20 protein-coding genes are annotated in these 18872 nt (G+C 69.5%); 8 read left to right on the top strand and 12 right to left on the bottom strand.

Features of this window, described 5'->3' with window-relative positions; translation table 11 throughout:
• Nucleotides 1–92: 92 nt before the first annotated feature.
• Nucleotides 93–710, bottom strand: a complete 618-nt coding sequence (gene engB, locus ACMGFH_RS18135) for a GTP-binding protein EngB (protein WP_415379886.1) — start codon at nucleotides 708–710, stop codon at nucleotides 93–95.
• 168 nt (nucleotides 711–878) lie between these two features.
• Between engB and ACMGFH_RS18130 the strand changes: the two genes are divergently transcribed.
• Nucleotides 879–2615 carry a hypothetical protein gene (locus ACMGFH_RS18130; protein WP_415379885.1) on the top strand — a complete coding sequence of 579 codons (1737 nt, stop codon included), beginning with the start codon at nucleotides 879–881 and terminating at the stop codon, nucleotides 2613–2615.
• A gap of 46 nt (nucleotides 2616–2661) precedes the next feature.
• Complete coding sequence (locus ACMGFH_RS18125; protein ID WP_415379884.1) at nucleotides 2662–4269, top strand: LVIVD repeat-containing protein; 1608 nt, start codon at nucleotides 2662–2664, stop codon at nucleotides 4267–4269.
• 9 nt (nucleotides 4270–4278) lie between these two features.
• Here the strand turns inward: ACMGFH_RS18125 and ACMGFH_RS18120 are convergent, their stop codons facing one another.
• The 3 genes from ACMGFH_RS18120 to ACMGFH_RS18110 form a co-directional block, all read right to left on the bottom strand.
• Entirely contained in the window at nucleotides 4279–5823 is a 1545-nt protein-coding gene (locus tag ACMGFH_RS18120) for a DUF402 domain-containing protein (RefSeq protein ID WP_415379883.1), read from the bottom strand.
• Nucleotides 5820–6194 (bottom strand): hypothetical protein, encoded by a 375-nt coding sequence (locus ACMGFH_RS18115; protein ID WP_415379882.1) that lies wholly within the window; start codon nucleotides 6192–6194, stop codon nucleotides 5820–5822. Before ACMGFH_RS18115 ends, ACMGFH_RS18120 begins: the two co-directional genes overlap by 4 nt.
• A gap of 101 nt (nucleotides 6195–6295) precedes the next feature.
• A complete protein-coding gene (locus tag ACMGFH_RS18110) occupies nucleotides 6296–6454 on the bottom strand; it encodes a preprotein translocase subunit Sec61beta (protein ID WP_415379881.1) in 159 nt (52 codons plus the stop codon).
• Nucleotides 6455–6597: 143 nt separating this feature from the next.
• Here ACMGFH_RS18110 and ACMGFH_RS18105 point away from each other — a divergent pair, with 143 nt between their 5' ends.
• Nucleotides 6598–6864: a thioredoxin family protein gene (locus ACMGFH_RS18105; protein WP_415379880.1), complete on the top strand. Its 267-nt coding sequence runs from the start codon at nucleotides 6598–6600 to the stop codon at nucleotides 6862–6864.
• 145 nt (nucleotides 6865–7009) lie between these two features.
• On the top strand, nucleotides 7010–7414 hold the full coding sequence (gene ribH, locus ACMGFH_RS18100) for a 6,7-dimethyl-8-ribityllumazine synthase (protein ID WP_415379879.1): 405 nt from the start codon (nucleotides 7010–7012) through the stop codon (nucleotides 7412–7414).
• A gap of 28 nt (nucleotides 7415–7442) precedes the next feature.
• On the opposite strand, the gene npdG is transcribed toward ribH, so the two are convergent.
• From npdG to ACMGFH_RS18085, 3 genes are all read right to left on the bottom strand, one after another.
• The gene (gene npdG / locus ACMGFH_RS18095) at nucleotides 7443–8111 is read right to left on the bottom strand and encodes an NADPH-dependent F420 reductase (protein WP_415379877.1); all 669 of its coding nucleotides are present in this window, start codon (nucleotides 8109–8111) and stop codon (nucleotides 7443–7445) included.
• Between the two features lie 80 nt (nucleotides 8112–8191).
• A complete protein-coding gene (locus tag ACMGFH_RS18090) occupies nucleotides 8192–9091 on the bottom strand; it encodes a TIGR01548 family HAD-type hydrolase (RefSeq protein WP_415379876.1) in 900 nt (299 codons plus the stop codon).
• Nucleotides 9092–9208: 117 nt separating this feature from the next.
• Entirely contained in the window at nucleotides 9209–9598 is a 390-nt protein-coding gene (locus ACMGFH_RS18085) for a UPF0146 family protein (RefSeq protein WP_415379875.1), read from the bottom strand.
• Nucleotides 9599–9638: 40 nt separating this feature from the next.
• Here ACMGFH_RS18085 and ACMGFH_RS18080 point away from each other — a divergent pair, with 40 nt between their 5' ends.
• Entirely contained in the window at nucleotides 9639–10160 is a 522-nt protein-coding gene (locus tag ACMGFH_RS18080) for an archaemetzincin family Zn-dependent metalloprotease (RefSeq protein ID WP_415379874.1), read from the top strand.
• A gap of 135 nt (nucleotides 10161–10295) precedes the next feature.
• The gene (locus ACMGFH_RS18075) at nucleotides 10296–10496 is read left to right on the top strand and encodes a hypothetical protein (RefSeq protein WP_415379872.1); all 201 of its coding nucleotides are present in this window, start codon (nucleotides 10296–10298) and stop codon (nucleotides 10494–10496) included.
• Nucleotides 10497–10505: 9 nt separating this feature from the next.
• Here the strand turns inward: ACMGFH_RS18075 and ACMGFH_RS18070 are convergent, their stop codons facing one another.
• Nucleotides 10506–11273 carry a PHP domain-containing protein gene (locus ACMGFH_RS18070; protein ID WP_415379871.1) on the bottom strand — a complete coding sequence of 256 codons (768 nt, stop codon included), beginning with the start codon at nucleotides 11271–11273 and terminating at the stop codon, nucleotides 10506–10508.
• A gap of 202 nt (nucleotides 11274–11475) precedes the next feature.
• Between ACMGFH_RS18070 and ACMGFH_RS18065 the strand changes: the two genes are divergently transcribed.
• Nucleotides 11476–12843, top strand: coding sequence for an aspartate aminotransferase family protein (locus ACMGFH_RS18065; RefSeq protein WP_415379870.1), 1368 nt, complete (start codon nucleotides 11476–11478; stop codon nucleotides 12841–12843).
• A gap of 18 nt (nucleotides 12844–12861) precedes the next feature.
• On the opposite strand, the gene ACMGFH_RS18060 is transcribed toward ACMGFH_RS18065, so the two are convergent.
• The 3 genes from ACMGFH_RS18060 to ACMGFH_RS18050 all read right to left on the bottom strand — a co-directional run bounded on the left by ACMGFH_RS18060 (nucleotide 12862) and on the right by ACMGFH_RS18050 (nucleotide 15771).
• Nucleotides 12862–13827 (bottom strand): WD40/YVTN/BNR-like repeat-containing protein, encoded by a 966-nt coding sequence (locus tag ACMGFH_RS18060; protein WP_415379869.1) that lies wholly within the window; start codon nucleotides 13825–13827, stop codon nucleotides 12862–12864.
• An 81-nt stretch (nucleotides 13828–13908) separates the two neighbouring features.
• Nucleotides 13909–14706 carry an SDR family NAD(P)-dependent oxidoreductase gene (locus ACMGFH_RS18055; protein ID WP_415379868.1) on the bottom strand — a complete coding sequence of 266 codons (798 nt, stop codon included), beginning with the start codon at nucleotides 14704–14706 and terminating at the stop codon, nucleotides 13909–13911.
• 108 nt (nucleotides 14707–14814) lie between these two features.
• Complete coding sequence (locus ACMGFH_RS18050) at nucleotides 14815–15771, bottom strand: TIGR03557 family F420-dependent LLM class oxidoreductase (RefSeq protein WP_415379867.1); 957 nt, start codon at nucleotides 15769–15771, stop codon at nucleotides 14815–14817.
• Nucleotides 15772–15990: 219 nt separating this feature from the next.
• Between ACMGFH_RS18050 and ACMGFH_RS18045 the strand changes: the two genes are divergently transcribed.
• Complete coding sequence (locus tag ACMGFH_RS18045) at nucleotides 15991–16632, top strand: hypothetical protein (protein ID WP_415379866.1); 642 nt, start codon at nucleotides 15991–15993, stop codon at nucleotides 16630–16632.
• Nucleotides 16633–17037: 405 nt separating this feature from the next.
• On the opposite strand, the gene ACMGFH_RS18040 is transcribed toward ACMGFH_RS18045, so the two are convergent.
• The gene (locus ACMGFH_RS18040; RefSeq protein ID WP_415379865.1) at nucleotides 17038–18870 is read right to left on the bottom strand and encodes a ribosome biogenesis/translation initiation ATPase RLI; all 1833 of its coding nucleotides are present in this window, start codon (nucleotides 18868–18870) and stop codon (nucleotides 17038–17040) included.
• Nucleotides 18871–18872: the final 2 nt, after the last annotated feature.

The following is an 18872-nucleotide window of genomic DNA, read 5'->3' as shown; positions in this document are numbered from 1 at the left end:
GAGGCCGCGCCTTTTTCACCCATGTTTTTGGCGGACGGGTTCCCGCAGCGCGCCGCAGGCGCGCGAGGAAACCCGTTCGCGAAAAAGATGGGTTAGAAAAATTGGAAGAGGTCGTCCCGGCCGGCCTCGTGGAGGTGGTGGCGGATGGCTTCGTTCATGGGTTCGATGGAGCCGCGTTTGGCGGTGATGGGGGCGATCGTGTCCTGCCACTGCTTCCAGGGGGTGGGGAGGCCGAGGCGCTCGCAGAGTTCGTCCAGGCGCTCGTCGCGGTCGTCGACCTTGTCCATCTTGTTGACGGCGACGACGACGGGGACGCCGACGTCGCGGAGGAAGTGGAACATCTCGACGTCGTAGGGGACCTCGTCGGGGCCGGAGTGGCGGTCGATGATGTCGATGGCGGCCTTGCCGTCGACGACGAGGACGCCGACGAGGATCTTCTCGGCGTTCTCCTCGATGTAGCGGACGATGTCGGTCTTGGTCTGTTCGCGGACGTCCTCGGGGACGCCTTCCATGAAGCCGAAGCCGGGCAGGTCGGTGATGACGAAGTCCTGGCTGGCCCAGTCGTAGTGGTTGGGCGAGCGGGTGACGCCCGGCCGCTGGCCGGTGTCGAACGTGTGGCCCGTGAGCTCGCGCATCAGCGTGGACTTGCCGACGTTGGACCGGCCGACCAGCGCCACCTCCGCGTCGCGGTCCGGCCGTGACTCGAACATGACCGGTCCTACTGCGCGGGCGTGGAAAAGCGACGCGCTCTGGGCCGTGGCGCGGTCTCGCCGAGCGCCGGCCGGGGTCGTCGCCGTTCCCGCCGGGGAGTCGCCGAAGCGGCCGGGGGACCCATCAATCAGCAAGACTAAACGACCGCCGGACGGAGGTAGGGCCGCATGCGCCGCCGTGAATACCTCCGCTCCGCAGTCGGCGCCGCCGGCCTGGTGGGGATCGCAGGGAACGCCCTCTCCGCCGCCGGCAGCGACGACGACGCATCGCCCTCCACGCAACCGACCACCGCGACCGCGGCCACGTCGCCCCCGCAGACGACCGCCGACGGGACCGGCACGGACGACGGCGACGACTTCTCGCCGCTCGCGCGGATAGACGTCACCAACGGTAGTGGGGCGTATCAGACCACCGAGGCCGTGATGGAGCCGTCCGGTCGGTACGCCTTCGCCTCGCGAGTCGACGGCTTCTACGTCGTCGACTGCGACGACCCGGAGAATCCGGAAGAGATCGGGAGCTACACGGGGATCGAGAGCCCGGACGGCCGACCCATCGAGATGATTCTGGACCTGAAGTACAATCAGGACCGACTCATGCTCGTGACCGAGGGAGGGAGCCAGTTCCGCGGCATCGCCCTCTACGACGTCTCCGACCCGACCAGTCCCGAACCGCTCAAGACCTACGAGACGAGCTACAGCATCCACAACTCCGACCTGCACGGCGAGTACGCGTACCTGACGACGGGTTCAGAGCTCGAAATCGTTCACGTGGCGCCCGACGAGCCGGAGCCGGTCGCCAGGTGGTCGGTCACCGACTACGACGACGCCTACGAGGACGTGTCGAGGGGACTTCGCAACCTCCACGACATGTACGTCCAGAACGGACGGGCGTACCTGGCGTACTGGGACGCGGGGTCGTGGATCCTCGACGTCTCGGACCCGGCGAACCCCGAGTACGTCGGTCACGTGGCCGACTACACCGCCGAGGAGCTAGCGGATCTCGACCGGACGAAGATCTCCGAGTACCGCATCGAGCCCGAGGGCAACGACCACTACGTCCAGCCCGACGACGACGGCGACCTGCTCGCCGTCGGCGGCGAGAGCTGGGACCTCGAGGCCGAGTCGATCGAGACCGACGAGCCCGAGGAGGAGGACCTGGGCGGGCCGAGCGGGATCGTCCTCTGGGACATCTCCGACCCGGCGAATCCCGAGGAGCTGTCGGAGATCGAGCCGCCGATGCCCCCGGAAGGGGAGACGACGCGCCGCCGCGGCGGCTACTACACCACCTCGCACAACTTCGAGATCGCCGGCGACTTCCTCTACTCGTCGTGGTACCGCGGCGGGGTGAAGGTCCACGACATCTCCGACCCCGCGAACCCCGAGGAACTCGCCCACTGGGAGAACGGCGACGAGACGAGCTTCTGGACCGCTCGGGTGGGCGTTCCGGGCGAGTACTTCATCGCGACGAGCTACACCCATCCGACCGAGCCCGACAGCCCGGGCGGGTTCTTCACCTTCCCCGACCCGACCGACAACACGGCGACGGTCACGCCGTCGGGCGGGTCGGTCGACTCCGGGACGGGCAGCGGTACGACGGCCGACGACATCCGGACGACGGCGACGGAGGCCCCGACCGAATCGCCGACGGCGACCAGAACCGAGATCCCGACGGCCACCGAGACAGCCACGCCGACGGACGCCTCCACGCCGACCGCGACGCCGCGGTCGACGGCGACCGAGACCCCGATGGCCGGCGGGACCGACCCCGGAACGGACGCCCCGACGGACGAATCGACCGCGACGGACACCACCAGCGGGGACGGCCCCGGGCTGGGCGTCCTCTCCGGGATCGCCGCGCTGGGTATCGGCGCCTGGCGGCTCCGCGGGTCCGACGACGGGGAGTGACCGTCCCACCGGGAAACTGATACCCGCCGGCCGCTAGGCGGGTGACGTGCACCGACGCCAGTTCCTCCGCGCGACCGCCAGCCTGGGCGTCCCGGCGGCCGTCGGCGCCCTGTCCTCCCGCGACGGCACGGCTCACCCGACCAAATCCACCGAGTCGAACACGACGACGGCGACCGGAACGTCGACCCCGACGCCCACGCCGACCGCGGCCGCCGCGACGCCGACCTCCGGCTACGAACCGGTCGGGAGCGTCGCCGTCGAGGGCGCCACCGAGGCGGTCACCTCCCCGGACGGCGAGACGGCCTTCGTCGCCACGTTCGACGGGTTCGCCGCCGTGGACCTCTCCGACCCCGCCGAGCCTACAATCCTCGTCGAGAAGCGTGACATCTCCCCACCGGGCACCACGCAGGTCATGCAGGGGATCCAGGACGTGAAGTACGACGACGGGCGCCTGCTCGTCGCCGCGCCGGCGAACTACGACCCCGACGGCTTCCACGGGATCGCGCTCTACGACGTGTCCGATCCCGCCAACCCCGACCTCCTGCGCGCCTTCCAGACGGCCTATCCAATCCACAACTGCGACCTGGACGGTGGGTACGCCTACCTCACCGGGAACAACCGCGACGACAACCCGCTGGTCGTGGTCGACGTGGACCGCGACGAGCCCGCGGAAGTCGCCCGGTGGTCGCTGTTCGACCACGACCCGGTGTGGGAGTCGGTTCCGCTGCGGCTCCGGACACTCCACGACGTGTTCGTCAGCGACGGGCGCGCCTACCTCGCGTACTGGGACGCCGGGACGTGGATCCTCGACGTCTCCGACCCCGCGAACCCGACGTACGTCGCGGACGTCCGCGAGCGGTCGCCCGAAGAACTCGCCGACCTGCGCGGCCTCGCGGTCGCCCGCGAGGGCAAGGAACCGCCGGGCAACGACCACTACGCCGCGACCGACCCCGACGGGTCGCTGCTGGCCGTCGGGAAGGAGACCTGGAACTCCAACTTCGGGAAGGACGAGACGACTCCGGGGCCAGACGACCCGGGCGGACCCAGCGGGATCGACCTCTACGACCTGTCGGACCCCGAACGCCCTGAACACCTGTCGACCATCGACCCGCCGACGACCGCGGACCCGAACATCAACGGTGTCTGGACGACCGCCCACAACTTCGAGATCGCGGCTGGCCACCTCTACTCGTCGTGGTACCGCGGTGGCGTAATGGTCCACGACCTGTCGGACCCGACCGACCCCGAGCGGGTGCGGTACTTCCGGCGGTCGTCGGAGACGAGCTTCTGGACCGCACAGCTGGCCGCGCCCGGAGAGGCCGTCATCGCGTCGAGCCGCGCGAACCCCTCAGCCCCCGAGGCGCCCGCGCGGCTCTACGTCTTCCCGGACGTGACCCGCGCGACGCCGACGCCCGACCCGACGCGCTCGCCGACCGACTCGGGCGGTCGAACCCCGACCGACGCGAGCGGCGGTGGGACGGGCGGCACGGATCCGGACGGTACCGACGACGGAACCACGGGCGACGGAACCACGGGCGACGGGACGGCAGCCGACGGCCCCGGGTTCGGTCCGGCCGCGGCGCTGACGGGGCTCGGTATCGGCGCCTGGCGGCTCCTCGGGAGCGTCGACGCCGCGGTCGAACCCGAAGACTGATCGGTCAGGTCAGAGGGCGTTTTCGACCGCGGAGGCGACGCTCCGGGCCTTCTCCGCCAGTTCCTCGGGGACGTAGCCGGCGTCGACGGCCGCGTCGAGTTCGTCGTCGTCGACGCGCTCGACCCGTCCGTCCGCGTGTTTCACCACGTCGACGTGGAGGTCGACGTACCGGACCGCCGACGGGAACACCTCGACGGGTGTGCAGACGTTGACGTACGTCCCGCGCTTGTCGCCGTCCTCGCCCCGATAGACCGTCGGGTACCACCACTTCCCCTCGGTGAGTTTCGTCACCGCGACGTCGCCGGGCTGCTGGTCGACGCCGAGGGCGTCGTAGGTGCCGCGGCCGGACATCGCCCGCTCGACGACGACCGTCCCGTCGGAATCGCGGCGGATCACCTCGCCCGTCCCCAGCGAGAACAGACGGCCGTCGGGCTTGCCGTGGTCGATCCGGACGCGGTCGCCCTCCATCGGACCGAACTGTCGCGTGACGGCGTCGAACGGGAAGTCCGCCTCCCCGCCCGCGTCGGGGCAGACCGCTTCGACGAAGTCGACCGCCGCGCTGGCGCTGTTGGTCGCGGCCTTCGTCCGATGGTGGCCGCCCATCGTCGCCGTGACCGCCCGCCGGCGCTCGTCGAGGCCGAAGCGGGACTCGCGACCGAACCAGACCCAGACGGTCGCCTCGCCCGGCCAGTAGCAGTGCGGTGCGGCGTCGTCGGGCGCGGGTGCGTCGGCGAACGCGTCGTCGAGGGCCTGCGCTCGCTCGCGGAGTCCGTCGAGCGCGTCGCCGAGCGCGTCGAGGTCGGCGTCGTCGGCCACCGGAGACCAGTCGATCCCCCAGCCCTCGGGCGGATCGACGGGGAGGAGGTCAGCGAGTTCCGGCCCGTTGCTGTCGGGGGACGACCCGCGAACGAGGGCGGCGAGGCCGCGCTGGACGCGGACGGTCGTGTCGAGGACCGGTCGGCCGTTCCCCCACGGGGGTGCGGCCTCTTTCACCTGGACGCGCAAGCGGTCACCCGTCTCGACGTGGGCGGCGGTCTTGGAGTAGGGGAGAAATCCCTCGCGGTCAGTGCCGGCGAGCGGCGGGAGACCCGCCCCTTCGTCGCCCTCGACTCCGTCAGCCGAGTCTTCGGCCGCGCCGTCTCCCAGCTCGACGACCGCACCCCTCCCGAGCGTCTCCGTCACTTCGCCGGCGCAGACCGCGCCGCGGGGCGTCGGATCGCGCCACGCCATCGCGTCGCGGCCGACCGACCGGGCTTCCGTCGCAGCGATCGCGACCGCCGTACCGTCGCCGGTGATCCCGACGCCTTGCCTGTCCTCGGTCGTCGAGACCGACGCGTCCGCGGGCGCGACCCGGAACTCGTCGGCGAAGCGGTCGCGGATCGGCGGCGAGGCCTGGACGACCGAGAGGCCCTCGTCCTCGAACAGGCGAGTCAGCGCCGTCGTGTAGATGCCGCGGACGCGGACGGTGGGGACGCCGTCGACGGCATCGTCGTCTGGGCTCGCGGCGTCGCTCTCGCCGGCGTCGTTCCCCGACGCGCCCTCGTCGTCGCTCATAGCGCGTCGCGGTCGGCGGCGAATCGGACCCGGCCGTCGACCGTCGACCCGAGCGTCAGTTCGACAACGTCGTCGCTCAGCACCCGTCCGCCCTCGACGGGGACGCCCCACGAGTCGAAGCGGAGGTATCCGCGGATGTCGTCGGCGTGCGTGAAGAGATCGAGGTACTCGACGGCGTGTTCGGGGAACTCCGCGCTGGAGTGGGCCTGGTCCATGTCGGAGTAGACGACGTCGAGTCCGGTGAAGAACGATTCGAGCGCGTCGGCGTCCTCGCGGGTCGCCTCGACGACGGCCTCGGAGACCTCCCGGATCTCGTCGGTCGAGAGCCCGGCGTCCCGCAGCGCCGCCTGCGTCCGCTGGTCGAAGTGCATGCTCGCGGGTTCGCAGTCGGGGCTTGAAAACGTCGCGGTCACGACTGACGGCGCGGTTCGCGGCCGCCGGGGGCGATCGCGACCGGTGGGGCGGGACAGTCTCAGATCGTCGCGCGGAGGACGAGCACGAGGAAGCCGAAGAGCGCGCCGAAGGCGATGACCGTGCGCGGGTCGATGCGGATCGCGTTGCGGTCCTCGGCGTCGAAGTACCGGACGAGGCCGGCACTGGACATCAGTCCGCCGCTGTCGCTGCTGCTCATACGAACCAGTCTCGCGGCCGTCCGCCTAAGCCTTTCGTCCTGCGACTGGGTGCCCGAACGTGTCGCCGAACCGACCGACAGCGAGCCGCGAACGCCGGTAGTGGAAACCCTTATCCCCCATGATTCGCAAGATTCGATGACCCATGACAGTCACGCTCAAGGACTTCTACGCCGACTGGTGCGGCCCCTGCAAGACGCAGGACCCTATCTTGGAGGACCTCGAAGAGGAGTGGGGCGACGTCGAGTTCGAGAAGATCAACGTCGACGAGGAGCAGGACGTCGCCAACGAGTACCACGTCCGCTCGCTCCCGACGCTCATCGTCGAGAACGACGACGGCATCGTCGAGCGCTTCGTCGGCGTCACGCAGGCCGACGACATCGAGACCGCGCTCCAGCAAGCGAACGCCTGAATCGCGACAGTTCTCCGTCCTCTCGTCCCCGCTCTCCGCTCACCGACTGGACAGTCGCGCGGATCGATTCGATCTCGGACGGCCCACCTGCATAACACATCCGTTAACGATAACGGTCTTGATACACGTGTCCGAACCGTCGACCATGTCGACGCTCGGACTCGTCGTCGCGGAGTTCTACGACGACCTCGCGGCGGAGTTAGAAGCACAGGCGCGAGCGGCCGCTGACGAGCGCGACGCGAGCGTGGCGAAACGAGTCGGCGTCCCCGGCGTCTACGACACGCCCCTGGCCGCCGACCGACTCGCCCGCCGCGACGACATCGACGCCGTCGCAGTCCTCGGCGTCGTCATCACTGGCGACACTGATCACGACCAGGTCGTCGCGCACGCGGCGGCCCGGCAACTGAGTCGCGTGAGTCTCGACCGCGACACGCCCGTCGCGTTCGGCGTCCAGGGGCCGAACATGAGCGGGGCCGAGGCTCGGGCGCGCATTGAGAAGGGCGCCGACGCCGTTCACTCGGCGCTCGATACGATAGAAGCGCTCCCCTGATGGGAACGAACTCGGGAGAAGAGCCGTCTCAGTGGAACTTCACGCCGACGTCGTGCATACCCTCGTTGTTCATCGCGATGTTGATGACCAGCGGCGTGACCGCCTCGACCTCCGCGGCGTTAGCGATGCCGCCGGCGGAGACGGCGCGCAGGCCGTCGATCGCGTCGGCGAGCGCGGAGACGGTGTCGACGGCGTCCTCGTCGTCGCCGACGACGAGCGTGTCCACGTCGAGTTCGGCGTCGAGGTTGGCGAGGCGGTCGGCGGCGAGGTTGTGGAACGCGCCGACGACCGACACGTCGTCCGGCGCCGCGCCGGCCGCCAGCGCGGTGACGCTCCCCGCGCCGGGCTTGTTGTAGTGCATGCCCTCTTCGTCGCGTTTCATCCCGACGGCCGGCGAGACGAGTACGTCGTCCTCCTCGAGGTCGTCGGCGACCGCCTCGATGGTGTCCGTGAGGTGGTAGGCCGGGACCGCGCAGACGATCACGTCGGCGCGCGCCGCCGCTTCGCCGTTCTCGTAACCGGCGACCGACGACTCGACGCCGCGGCTGTCGAGTTCGGTCGCGTATTCCTCGGCCTTGTTCTCGGCGCGCTCGGCGTCGCGCGAGCCGATGATCACGGTGTGGGACGTGTCGTAGGCCCACCGAAGGGCCAGTCCCTCGCCGATGTCGCCGGTGCCGCCCAGCAGTGCGATGTCCATACCGATGCCTCGGACGATATCAGGATAAGCGTTGTCGATTCCCGCGCCCGGAGAGCCGAACGGCCCGACGCTCGCACCGATCAGTCGTCGGCGGGCTCGCTCTCGGAGTCGACCCCGTCGAGGAGTTCCGGCAGGTCGTTGACGGCGTCGATCACGGCGGCCGCGCCGGCCCGCTCGTACTTCCGTCGGCCGTCCTCGCCGGTCAGCCCGCCCGTGAGCACGCCGACGCCGCGATAGGTTCGGTCGGGGTCGGCCTCGGCGGCGTTGACCGCCGTGCGGATATCGTCGAGCGTGTCGCCGACGAAGACGACCGAGTCGGCGTCGAAGCGCTCGGCGAGCGTGACGAGCGCGTGCGGGTCGGGCTTGCCCTCGTCCCAGTCGTCCATGGTGAAGCGGTGTTCCGCGGAGACGTCGAGGCCCACGCGATCCAGTGCGATGTCGGCCTCGGCGGCGGGGCGGCCCGTCAGGACGCCCACGTCGTAGCGGGCTTCGAGCGCCTCGATCGTCTCGGCCGCGAGGATGCGGGGTTCGTCGTTGATGTACCCCGCCGTGTCCATGTCCGGTTCGGCGCCTGCGAGGTCGCGGTACAGCTCGCTCCCGAGGTACAGCTGCTGGAACACCTCGCGGAGCCGGTCGGGGTCCCACTCGCTCATCACGCGCTCGCGCTCGGCGGGGCCGAGCGCGTCGAGGACGACCGTCTCGGCGGCGGAGACGCCGCCGCCGGTGGCCGCGACTCGGTCGGTGAACGACGGGAGGGAGAGCTGTAGCCCCTCGCGGCGCGCGAGGACGTACAGCGCCGCGGCGTCGGTGAGTTCCCAGTCGTTGTTGAACCCTCCGGCGTCCTTGAACTGCTGGATGTCGGCCTTCTCGATCGTGTCGTCGTAGACGTGCGCGACTGTCTCGACGATCGCACGGCGGTAGGAGTCGGCGACGTCGACGAGCACGCCGTCGACGTCGAGCACGACCGCGTCCGCGTTCATGAGTGTCTCCGGGGAAGCGCTCCTCGCAAAAATCCGTTCCGACTCGCCATCTCGTCCCCGCGCGAACGCCGGAAAAGCGGGGACGGCCGGAATCGGACGAACGAGCGGTCGACAGGGTCAACCGCGGGCGACGAACAGCGTCTCCGCGGGGAGCGTCTCACGCTCGACGGGCACGAGCGGCTGGTCGGTCCCGAGCGTCGTGAACGCGAACGTCGCGTCGGCCTCGCGGGCGACGGCCAGCGTCGGTCGATGGAGCTCGGGCGGGAGGTTCAGCGCGTACAGGAGGTCCGCGTCGGCGTAGACCGAGGGGTCGGGATCGGTCACGTCGTCGCGGACGAATCGCACGCTCTCGGGGACGGGTCTGGTGCGGCGGTCCGTTGCAACCACGTCGGTCCCGGCGTCGGCGAGCGCCTCGGCGACGACGGTCCGGCGACCGATCCCCACCTCGACGGCGACGTCGTGAGGGGCGAATCGATCGACCAGTGCGTCCAGCGTCTCGGAGATCACGTCGGGGTATTTATCACGTCCCCTCTCATAAGCATCCCGTATGCACGTCGACATCGTGCCGGTGGGTGACGTCCGCGCCGAGGTCAAGCGGGAGGCTTCGGCGAGCCTGCGGGCCGTCTACGAGAGCGACGTGACGATGCACGACACCCAATCGATCCCCTCCGGCGCGTACGACCGCAGTCGCGACCAGTACAGCGCTGAAGCGTTCATCAAACTCGCCACCCGCGTCGGCGACGGCGACAAGAACATCGCCATCACCCCGAAGGACCTGTTCTACCACCGCCGCAACTACGTCTTCGGCCTCGCCTACCTCGACGGCAAGGGCTCGGTCATCTCGACCTACCGGCTCAACACCTCCTCCGACGGCGGCATCTCGCGGCGCTCGGACGAAGACGTCTTCTCCGACCGCGTCCGCAAGGAAGTCATCCACGAGATCGGCCACACGATGGGCCTGGAACACTGCGACAACAAGCGCTGCGTGATGAGCTTCTCCCCCACCGTCCGCGAGGTCGACATCAAAGACGAGGCCCTCTGTGGCACCTGCCAGCGAGAGGTTATGTGACCCGTTCCGGGCACTGCTGAAACACCGGCACAGCACGTCCAGGGCGCTTCTCCACGCGATTCTTCGGCGACTCGCGAGAGGACCAACATAGTTAGGCGCCAGCGCTATCCTCGGTCCAGCGCAAGAACGGTCGTAATGAGTGAATCCCAGCAGAACGAACGCACGCGCGAGCTCGGTGAACTGTTCGTCTCGGTCACCGGCGACGACACGGTGACGGAGTCCCAGGAGCCCGAGGGCGAGAGGGTCGCGGACGAGTCGGACGAAGAGGAGTACGTCGTGGGCGACGACGGTCTCGACGGCGCCATCGACGCCGACCTCGACACCGCGTCGAACTGAGACGGGAGGTCAGACCGACAGTTCGACGACGTCGAGGGGAGCGGCGTCGAGCCCGTCGGAGAGGATCGGGATCCGTTCTCGCAGTTCTCGCGGCGAGTGAGCGTCCGACCCGATGGTCACCGGTACGTCGTACTCCGCGAGGACCGACAGGAAGTCGGGGCCCGGATGGAACTCGCCGTAGTCGGCCTGGATCCGCCCGGCGTTGAGTTCCGGCACGGTCTTCGAGTCGGCCAGCGCCGCCGCCACCGCCTCGTAGTGGTCGCGAGTCGCGTACCCCCGGAGCGCGGGGTTGCGCTCGACGATGTCGAGGTGAGCGGCCACGTCGAACAGCCCCGACTCGACCAGATCGACCACCCGGTGGAAGTACTCGTCGACTGCGGCGTGCTGTTGCTCGTCGGTGCGGTCGGCGAAGTAGTCCCAGTGGACGTTGGCTTCCTCGATCTCGTGGACGCTCCCGACGACGTAGTCGAAGTCGGCCTCGGCGAGGAACGCTCTGATCTCGGCTTCGTCCGCGGGGTGGTAGTCGACCTCGACGGCGTCGAAGATCCGGAGACCGAACTCCTCGCGCAGCTCCGCGATGGCCTCGCGGCGTCGCTCGTAGGTCAGGTCGAGGTTGAAGCCGAACCGTTTCTTGTACCGCCTCAGATGCTCGCGCTCGGAGACGTTGCAGTGGTCGGCGAACCCGACCCCGTCCAGGCCGGCGTCGGCTGCCGCCTCCACCATCCCCTCGAGGAACTCGCCGTCGGAGTACGACGAGTGGACGTGGTAGTCGTGCACGGGCGTTCATCGGTCGGCCACGGCGAAGGGCCTTTCGGGGGTCCGAGAGCCCCTGACTTCGATCGCGCGAGCCGACAGCGCCTCGGCTGCGGGAGCCACCGGTCCTCCGCCGTGCCACGGGACCGGCGCGAGCGCTCGCCGGAGAAGCGGAAAATCAGTCGGGGAAACCAACTGAAAAACCATCCAAAACCCAAGGACGGGCATGACCGCGCCCCCACCCATCGAGGAGCTGCACTTCGACGACGCGCCGACCGTCGACGAGGTCCCCGGCCCCAGGTCCCGGCGGCTCCGCGAGCGCCAGCGCGCCGCGGAGAGTTCCGCGGTGCTGTACCCGACCGAGATGCCCATCGGGTTCCGCGAGGGCAAGGGCGCGACTATCGAGGACGTGGACGGCAACCGCTACCTGGACTTCTTCGCCGGCATCAGCGTCCTCAACGTCGGCCACGCCAACCCCTACGTCGCCGAGGCGGCCGCCGAGCAGGCCCACACCCTGCCGCACTCGCTCGACTTCCCGACCGAGCCGCGACTCGACCTGATCGAGAAACTCGAATCGATCGCACCCGGCGGGCTCGCCGGAGCGAGTCGGGTCGTCTTCGGCGGTCCCACGGGGAGCGACGCCGTCGAGGGCTCTATCAAACTCGCCAAACAGTACACCGGGAATCGCGGGATGATCGCCTTCTACGGCGCGTTCCACGGCGAGACCTCCGGCGCCTTCAGCCTCAGCGCCGACGGGAAGTACAAGCGCGACTACACGCCGCTCCTCGCCGAGGTCGAACACGCCCAGTACCCCTACCCCTTCCGGCAGGACGGGACGCCGCAGGCGGCCGTCGACCGGGCGCTGGACGACGTGCAGACCCTGCTGGGCGACCGCTACGGCGCGATGCCCAACCCCGCTGGCGTCTGGGTCGAACCGATCCAGGGCGAGGGCGGCGTCGTCGTCCCGCCGGAGGGGTTCATGTCCGGGCTGCGCGACCTCTGCGACGACTACGACGTGCCGCTGATCGTCGACGAGATCCAGACCGGGATGGGCCGCACCGGCGAGTGGTGGGCCAGCGACCACTTCGATGTGACGCCCGACGCGATGACCGTCGGGAAGGGCATCGGCAACGGCCACCCGCTCTCGGCGACGGTCTACCGCGAGGAATTGGACACCTGGGGACCGGGCGGTCACACCGGTACGTTCCGGGGGTACAACGTCGCGATGCGCGCCGCCCTGCGCTCTATCGAGTACATCGAGGCCCACGACCTGCTCGACCACGCGACCCGGCTCGGGGAGTACATCCGCGGACGGCTCCGCGGCGTCGACGATCCGCTCGTCGGCCAGGTCCGGGGACTCGGCCTATTCGTCGGCGCCGAGTTCGTTGACGAGGAGGGGCGTCCGGCCCCGGACGCCGTGAGCGAGGTCCGCCGGCGCTGCATGGAGCGGGGCGTCCTCGCGTGGGGCGGCGGCCGCGACGACAACGTCCTGCGGCTGCTCCCGCCGCTCGTGATGACGCGCGAGCAGGCCGAGACCGGTCTCGATATCGTCTGTGACACCATCGAGACCGTGGCCGACGAGCGGCGGCAGTAGGCGCGGTCCGGGCGGGGGTCAGCCCTCGACCCACGTCAGCGGCGTGTATCGACCGGTGAAGTCGTCGGTGACGGGCACCTCGCCGACGGCGACCCAGCCGTCCGACCGGTCCGCGCGGACCGATCCACGGTGAGTCGCGACGACGAGGTCGCCGTCGACGGAGGTCATCCCCGTGACCGTCTCGTCGGCCGTCGGGAAGTCGACGGGTTCGAGCCCGCCGTCCCGCACCGCGAACAGTTCGGGGTCGGCGTCGTCGTCCTCCCACGTCGAGGAGTTCTCCAGCGCGCCCCCGGCGTATATCGTCCCGTCCAGCGAGAACGCCGTCCGGAAGTACCGCTGGTCGACCCCATCGTCGAGCCGCGTCCACGACCGGCCCGCGTCAGTCGACCGGAACAGGCCGAATCCCGTCGCGGCGACGTACTCGCCGGGCCCGACCACGTGGAGTTCGTGGATGTCGTCGTTCACCCCGTCGCGCCGCTCTTCCCAGGTCTCGCCCCCGTCGTCGCTGGCGTGGACCCCACCCACCTCGACGCCGGCGACGATTCTATCGGGTTCGGCGGGGTCGAAGTGGAGGTCCCGAACCTGCGCGAGGTTCTCGTGGCGCGGCAGCCGCCACTCCTCGCGGGAGGGGAGTTCTTGGAAGTCGTCGAGGTCCCGCCACTCGACGTCGTCGAGTCCGTCGGCGTCCGCCAGTTCGGCCACGTAGACGTGGGCCGGTTTCGTCCCCGCGTAGAGTCTGTCGCCGGACGGACTCGCGCCGACCGAGTACACCCGTTCCTGCGGGACGCCGAGGTCTGTCCACGAGTCGCCGTCGCGTGAGTGAAACAGACCCGTCTTCGTCGCCGCGAACACCCCTTCTACTGCGTCGAACTGTCGGACGCGCTCGACGCGGGCGCTGTCGAGGACCTGCTCGGCGGTCGTCTCCGCCGAGTCGTCCAGATCGGAGAGCCGATACACCCCGTCGTCGCTGCCGGCGAGGAGCATACTTGGATCCACGGCGAAGTCACCCAAAAGCGCTCGCTGAACCGCGTTTTTGTAACCTCCGTTACTGATCTGGCCGCCCCATCAGATGTTGCTGCCGCCGTCGACCCAGAGCACCTCGCCGGTGACGTAGTCGGCGCCTTCGCTGGCGAGGTAGCGGTAGGCGTCTTTCAGGTCCGCGGGGCGGCCCGCGCGGGTGGGCGGTTCGCGGCCCTCGTTCACGGAGTCTTCGGCCCGTTCGGACCAGCCCTCGGTGATTTCGGTGGCGATGGGTCCGGGCGCGACGGCGTTGACGCGGACGCCGTGCCGGGCGAGTTCGAGCGCGGCGCTCTGGGTGAGCATCTTCACTGCCCCCTTGGTCGTCGCGTAGTGAGAGTGCTCCCACTCGGCGTTCTCGCTGGTGGTCGAGGCGGTGTTGACGACCGTCCCGGGTTCGTCGCGGTCGATCATGTCCTGTGCGGCGAGTTGCGTCCCGAAGAACGCGCCGCGGGCGTTGACCGCGTGGAGGCGGTCGTACTCCTCGGGCGTCACGTCGAGGAACTCGCGGCTGACGTGGATCCCGGCGTTGTTGACCATCACGTCGACGCCCCCGAACTCGCGGGCGCCCTCGACGACGGAGGCGAGGTCGTCGTACTCGGCCACGTCCGTCTCGACGAACTCGCCGCGGCCCGATGTCTCCGCGTCGACGAGTTCGTGCGTCGGCGTCTCGGCGTCGCCGGCCGCCGCATCCGGGTTCCGGTCTTTCGGGTCGGCGCGCACGTCGGCGTTGATCACCGTCGCGCCCGCCTCGCCGAAGCCGACCGCGACCGCGCGGCCGATGCCGGAGCTGGCGCCGGTGACGATCACGGTGTCCTCGGAGAAGTCCGCGCTGATCGTGCCCATGGACGCTGGTCGGGCCACAGACCCAACGGGGTTTCGGTGGGCGGCAACGGTCGCGAGCGCCGCGCGACCGCGGGCAGTGCGTCCGTCCCGTCCGCGGTCGGTCGCGACCTACGAGAACGAGGGCAGGACCTCCTCGCGGTAGAGGTCGAACAGCGCCTCCTGGTCGTCGCCGATCTGCATGGTGTAGACGTGGTCGTAGCCCGCGTCGAGCGCCTCCTGGATGGCGTCGATGTGCTGCTGTGCGTCCGGGCCAGTCAGGATGGATCCCTCCCTGATGTCATCCTCGGAGACCAGTTGCGTCGCCTGCTCGAAGTGCGTCGGCGTGGGGAGGATGGCGCTCATCTCCCCCGGCAGCCCCGAATTCGGCCACAGCTCGTGGGCGGTCGAGACGGCCTCGTCCTCGCTGTCGGCGACGCAGGCCTGGAGCTGACAGAGCCGGGGGCCGTCGCCGCCTTCCGCTTCCCAGGTCTGGACGGTCTCCTGGGGGCCGACCGACCAGAAGCCGTCGCCGAACTCGGCGGCCGCCTTCGCGGTTCGCTCGCCGTAGGCCGAGACGCAGATCGGCGGGCGCTCCTCGGGCAGGGTGAACAGCTTCGCGTTCTCGACGGTGTAGTGCTCGCCGTGGTGGCTGACCTGCTCGCCGCTCCAGAGCCTGTCGACGACCTCGACGGCCTCTTCGAGCATCTCCAGGCGGACCTCGTGTTCGGGCCAGCGGTCGCCGACGAAGTGCTCGTTGAGCGCCTCGCCGGTCCCGACGCCGGCGTAGAAGTCGCGGCCGTCGAACATCGCCGCCGCCGTCGCGGCCGCCTGCGCGTAGATCGCCGGGTGGTAGCGGACGATCGGCGCCGAGACGCCCACGCCGACGTCGATGTCGTCGGTCGCCGTCGCGACGCCGCCCAGCGTCGACCAGACGAACGGCGACTCGCCCTGCTCGCTGTTCCACGGGTGGAAGTGGTCGGAGATCGAGAGGAAGTCGAACCCGACCTCCTCCGCGCGGCTCGCGTACTCGACGAGGTCGTTCGGGTGGTGCTCCTCGCTCGACAGCGTGTATCCGATTTCGGGCATATTCGAGGGCTCTGCGGTCGATACTCCCGTCGGAGCGGTAAGCGCGATGCCGGCGTACGAAGGGCGGTCCCTATAGGGGTGGCCGTCCCGACAGGGGGTGGCGCCAGCGACCGGCGGTGACGTAACGGTCCCGTTCCTCGTAGGGTTCGTTATGGAGCCGTCATCGGGTGTGAGCACAGCCGTCGACCTGCGAGACGAAAATCGGGGTGTTCCGCGCTCGTGACGCTCGCGATCGGCGTCCCGTCGCCCGAGACGGCCGCCCGCCGGTCGAGCGCGCTCGCCGTCGTCGCTTCGGGCGCGGCCGCGTTCGCCCTGCTCTCCCCGGACCCGTTCGCCGACGCGTACTTCGCGGCGTGGGTGCTGTCCGTCGTCGCGCTCGCCGCCGTCGCCGCGGTCGGCGCGTGGACGAACCGGACGCCGCTCGTCTGGGCTGCCGCCCTCCCGACGATCGGGCTGGCGATCCTGGGCATGATGTCGATCGGGCTGTTCGTCGCCCCCGTCGCGCTCCTGTTACTCCTGACCGCCGGGTTCTCGCAGGCGGCGGGTCCGCGCGAAGGCGTGCGAGAGTCGATCCTCGCCGATCCACCGAGCGGTCGGGAGATGCTGCTGAAAGCGTTCGCGGGAGTCGGGGTCGTAGCGGCGGGAGTCGGGCTGGTGTACCTCGGTGCCGTCGCCCAGCCCCTGTTCGGAGCGTGCGCGCGAGAGACGCTGTCCTGCGCGCTCGCGAAGACCCACTGGGACGCCGTCGGCGTCACCGCCCTCGGCCTGCTCTCGGTGTGTCTCGGCGGCTGGCTGCTCTGGCGACAGCAGTACGTCGCCCGCGTGCTCGCGTCGGCGACCACAGAGTACAGCAGGCGTTGAAAGCCCTCGGCGCGCTCGCTCATCGGAGATGCTACCGCAGTGAATACTGTGAGTTGAAAGCCCTCGGCGCGCTCGCGGTCGCTGAGCGACATATCCTCGCGGCCTGCGGCCGCTTCGGATAGGGGTCGCTCAGGCGACTAAACTGCACGCGAGCCCACCTCGCCCTTTCAATCCACCAGGGACAACACCGCAACAGCACCCGCACAGCACCGCAGACGGCCACAAGCCTCCCCAGCCGATTCGCTCGTTCGCGCCGCTCATTCGCTCATCCCTCGCGCGGCTGTTTCGAGCGGCCCGCGTGAGACGCGGGCACGCTCGACAGCGCGCGCCACTGCAATTGTTCACTCTGCGGGCTGTACTGAACACCATTGCACAAGCGAGACGAAGCAGATCGCCTCGCCCCGATCAGTCCGAGTAATAGTACTCGCCGGCGTTCTTCTGCTCGCGGTCGAGTTGGCTGCCCGGCTTGTTGATGCGCGGGCGGCCGGTGCGCTCGTCGCGGCGGAAGGTGATATCGAGGTTGGCGAGGAACTCGTTCATGCCGTCGCGCATGCCGACGGGCGGCGAGGCGTGGCCGTGTTCGGCCGGTTCGCCGTCGAAGACGAGCAGGCGGTCGGCGAGCAGGTCGACCATGTAGATGTCGTGGTCGATGACCAGCGCGGTGGCGTCGTGGTTCTCGGCGTAGCGCCGGATGGCGCTCGTGGCGCGCACCCGCTGTTCCACGTCGAGGTGGGCCGAGGGCTCGTCGAGCAGGTAGAGGTCGGCGTCCTCCGACAGGCAGGCCGCGATGGCGACTCGCTGGCGCTCGCCGCCCGAGAGGTCGGTGAGGTCCTGCTCCATGATGCGGTCCAACTGCAGGGGGTCGGCGATCTCCGTGTTCCAGTAGGAGGTGCCGAAGTCGTCGGTGATGGAGGCGAGGAAGGCGTCGACGCGCATCGGCTGGTCGATCTCGACGTACTGGGGCTTGTAGGCGATGTCCAGCTTCGCGTCCACCGTGCCCCCGTCGGGTTCGAGCCGGCCGGCGAGCAGCTTGGCGAACGTCGACTTCCCGATGCCGTTGGGGCCGACGACACCGAGGACCTCGTTCTCCTCGATGGTGCCGCCCTCGACTTCGAGCGAGAACTCGCCGTCGCCGTAGGACTTCGTGAGGTCGGGGTACTCGACGACCACGTCGCCCTCCGCGGTCTGGCGGGGAGCGTGCTCCTCGAAGGTGATCGACTCCTGGCGGACGCGCATGTTCTCGTTCTCCAGATAGCCGCCGAGGTACTCGTTGATCCCGTTTTTCGTCGATTTCGGGCTCGTGATGACACCGAACGCGCCGGGCGACCCGTAGGCGACGTGGATGGTGTCGGCGAGCAGGTCGAGGATGGCCAGGTCGTGCTCGACGACGAGCATCGAGCGATCCTCCTCGTCGGCGAGTTCGCGGACGAGCCGCGCGGCGGTCATCCGCTGGCCGATGTCGAGGTAGGGGGTCAGCTCGTCGAGGAAGTAGAAGTCGGCGTCGCGGGCGAGACAGGCCACGAGGGCGACGCGCTGGAGCTCGCCGCCGGAGAGCGTGTCGATGTCCTGGTCGACGACCGGCCCGATGCCGACTCGCTCGATCAACTCCGAGAGCGCGCCGCGCTCGTCGGTCCGCTCCAGCAGTTCGCGAGTCGTCCCGTCGAACTGGTCGGGGATCTGGTCGACGTACTGCGGTTTGCGCGCGACCGTCACGTCGCCGGCGCGCAGCGCTTCGAGGTAGTTCTGCAGTTCCGTCCCGCGGTACTCCTCCATGATGGCCTCCCAGCCGGGCGCCTCGCCAGACACCTGGCCGAGGTTCGGAGCCATCTCGTCGGCGAGGATGCGGACGGCGGTGGTCTTCCCGATACCGTTCGGGCCGAGGATACCGGTGACCTGTCCCTGCTGGGGCGCGGGCAGGCCGTAGAGCGCGAAGGCGTTCTCGCCGTAACGGTGGACGGGGTCGTCGTCCAGTTCCTGCGGGAGGTTGATGATCTCGATGGCGTCGAACGGGCACTTGTTGACGCAGATGCCACAGGTTTCGCCGAGGCAGATCTCCTCGGAGATGTGGATCTGGTCGGGGGCGCCCTCGTAGGGCTCGTCCTCGCCGAAGCGCTCCTCGCGCGTGACGATACACTCCTTGCCCGAGCGGTTCGGCGGGCAGAAGTTCGAACACTCGTAGTTGCAGCGGTCGGGTTGGCACCTGTCGAGGTCGACGACCGCGATCGAATCGTCCGCCATCG

Origin of the sequence: Halosimplex rarum (assembly GCF_047715405.1) — an archaeon.
Classification (GTDB): Archaea; Halobacteriota; Halobacteria; order Halobacteriales; family Haloarculaceae; genus Halosimplex; species Halosimplex rarum.
This window is presented reverse-complemented; position numbering and strand designations above follow the sequence as displayed.

What these genes read in the sequence shown, in the direction of transcription:
- ACMGFH_RS18105 (WP_415379880.1), top strand. Translation starts at nt 6,598, where the DNA reads ATGACAGTCACGCTCAAGGACTTCTACGCCGACTGGTGCGGCCCCTGC.
- ACMGFH_RS18130 (WP_415379885.1), top strand. Translation starts at nt 879, where the DNA reads ATGCGCCGCCGTGAATACCTCCGCTCCGCAGTCGGCGCCGCCGGCCTG.
- ACMGFH_RS18060 (WP_415379869.1), bottom strand. Translation starts at nt 13,827, where the DNA reads ATGCTCCTCGCCGGCAGCGACGACGGGGTGTATCGGCTCTCCGATCTG.
- ACMGFH_RS18040 (WP_415379865.1), bottom strand. Translation starts at nt 18,870, where the DNA reads ATGGCGGACGATTCGATCGCGGTCGTCGACCTCGACAGGTGCCAACCC.
- ribH (WP_415379879.1), top strand. Translation starts at nt 7,010, where the DNA reads ATGTCGACGCTCGGACTCGTCGTCGCGGAGTTCTACGACGACCTCGCG.
- ACMGFH_RS18050 (WP_415379867.1), bottom strand. Translation starts at nt 15,771, where the DNA reads ATGCCCGAAATCGGATACACGCTGTCGAGCGAGGAGCACCACCCGAAC.
- ACMGFH_RS18055 (WP_415379868.1), bottom strand. Translation starts at nt 14,706, where the DNA reads ATGGGCACGATCAGCGCGGACTTCTCCGAGGACACCGTGATCGTCACC.
- ACMGFH_RS18110 (WP_415379881.1), bottom strand. Translation starts at nt 6,454, where the DNA reads ATGAGCAGCAGCGACAGCGGCGGACTGATGTCCAGTGCCGGCCTCGTC.
- engB (WP_415379886.1), bottom strand. Translation starts at nt 710, where the DNA reads ATGTTCGAGTCACGGCCGGACCGCGACGCGGAGGTGGCGCTGGTCGGC.
- ACMGFH_RS18090 (WP_415379876.1), bottom strand. Translation starts at nt 9,091, where the DNA reads ATGAACGCGGACGCGGTCGTGCTCGACGTCGACGGCGTGCTCGTCGAC.
- ACMGFH_RS18075 (WP_415379872.1), top strand. Translation starts at nt 10,296, where the DNA reads ATGAGTGAATCCCAGCAGAACGAACGCACGCGCGAGCTCGGTGAACTG.
- npdG (WP_415379877.1), bottom strand. Translation starts at nt 8,111, where the DNA reads ATGGACATCGCACTGCTGGGCGGCACCGGCGACATCGGCGAGGGACTG.
- ACMGFH_RS18120 (WP_415379883.1), bottom strand. Translation starts at nt 5,823, where the DNA reads ATGAGCGACGACGAGGGCGCGTCGGGGAACGACGCCGGCGAGAGCGAC.
- ACMGFH_RS18080 (WP_415379874.1), top strand. Translation starts at nt 9,639, where the DNA reads ATGCACGTCGACATCGTGCCGGTGGGTGACGTCCGCGCCGAGGTCAAG.
- ACMGFH_RS18115 (WP_415379882.1), bottom strand. Translation starts at nt 6,194, where the DNA reads ATGCACTTCGACCAGCGGACGCAGGCGGCGCTGCGGGACGCCGGGCTC.
- ACMGFH_RS18065 (WP_415379870.1), top strand. Translation starts at nt 11,476, where the DNA reads ATGACCGCGCCCCCACCCATCGAGGAGCTGCACTTCGACGACGCGCCG.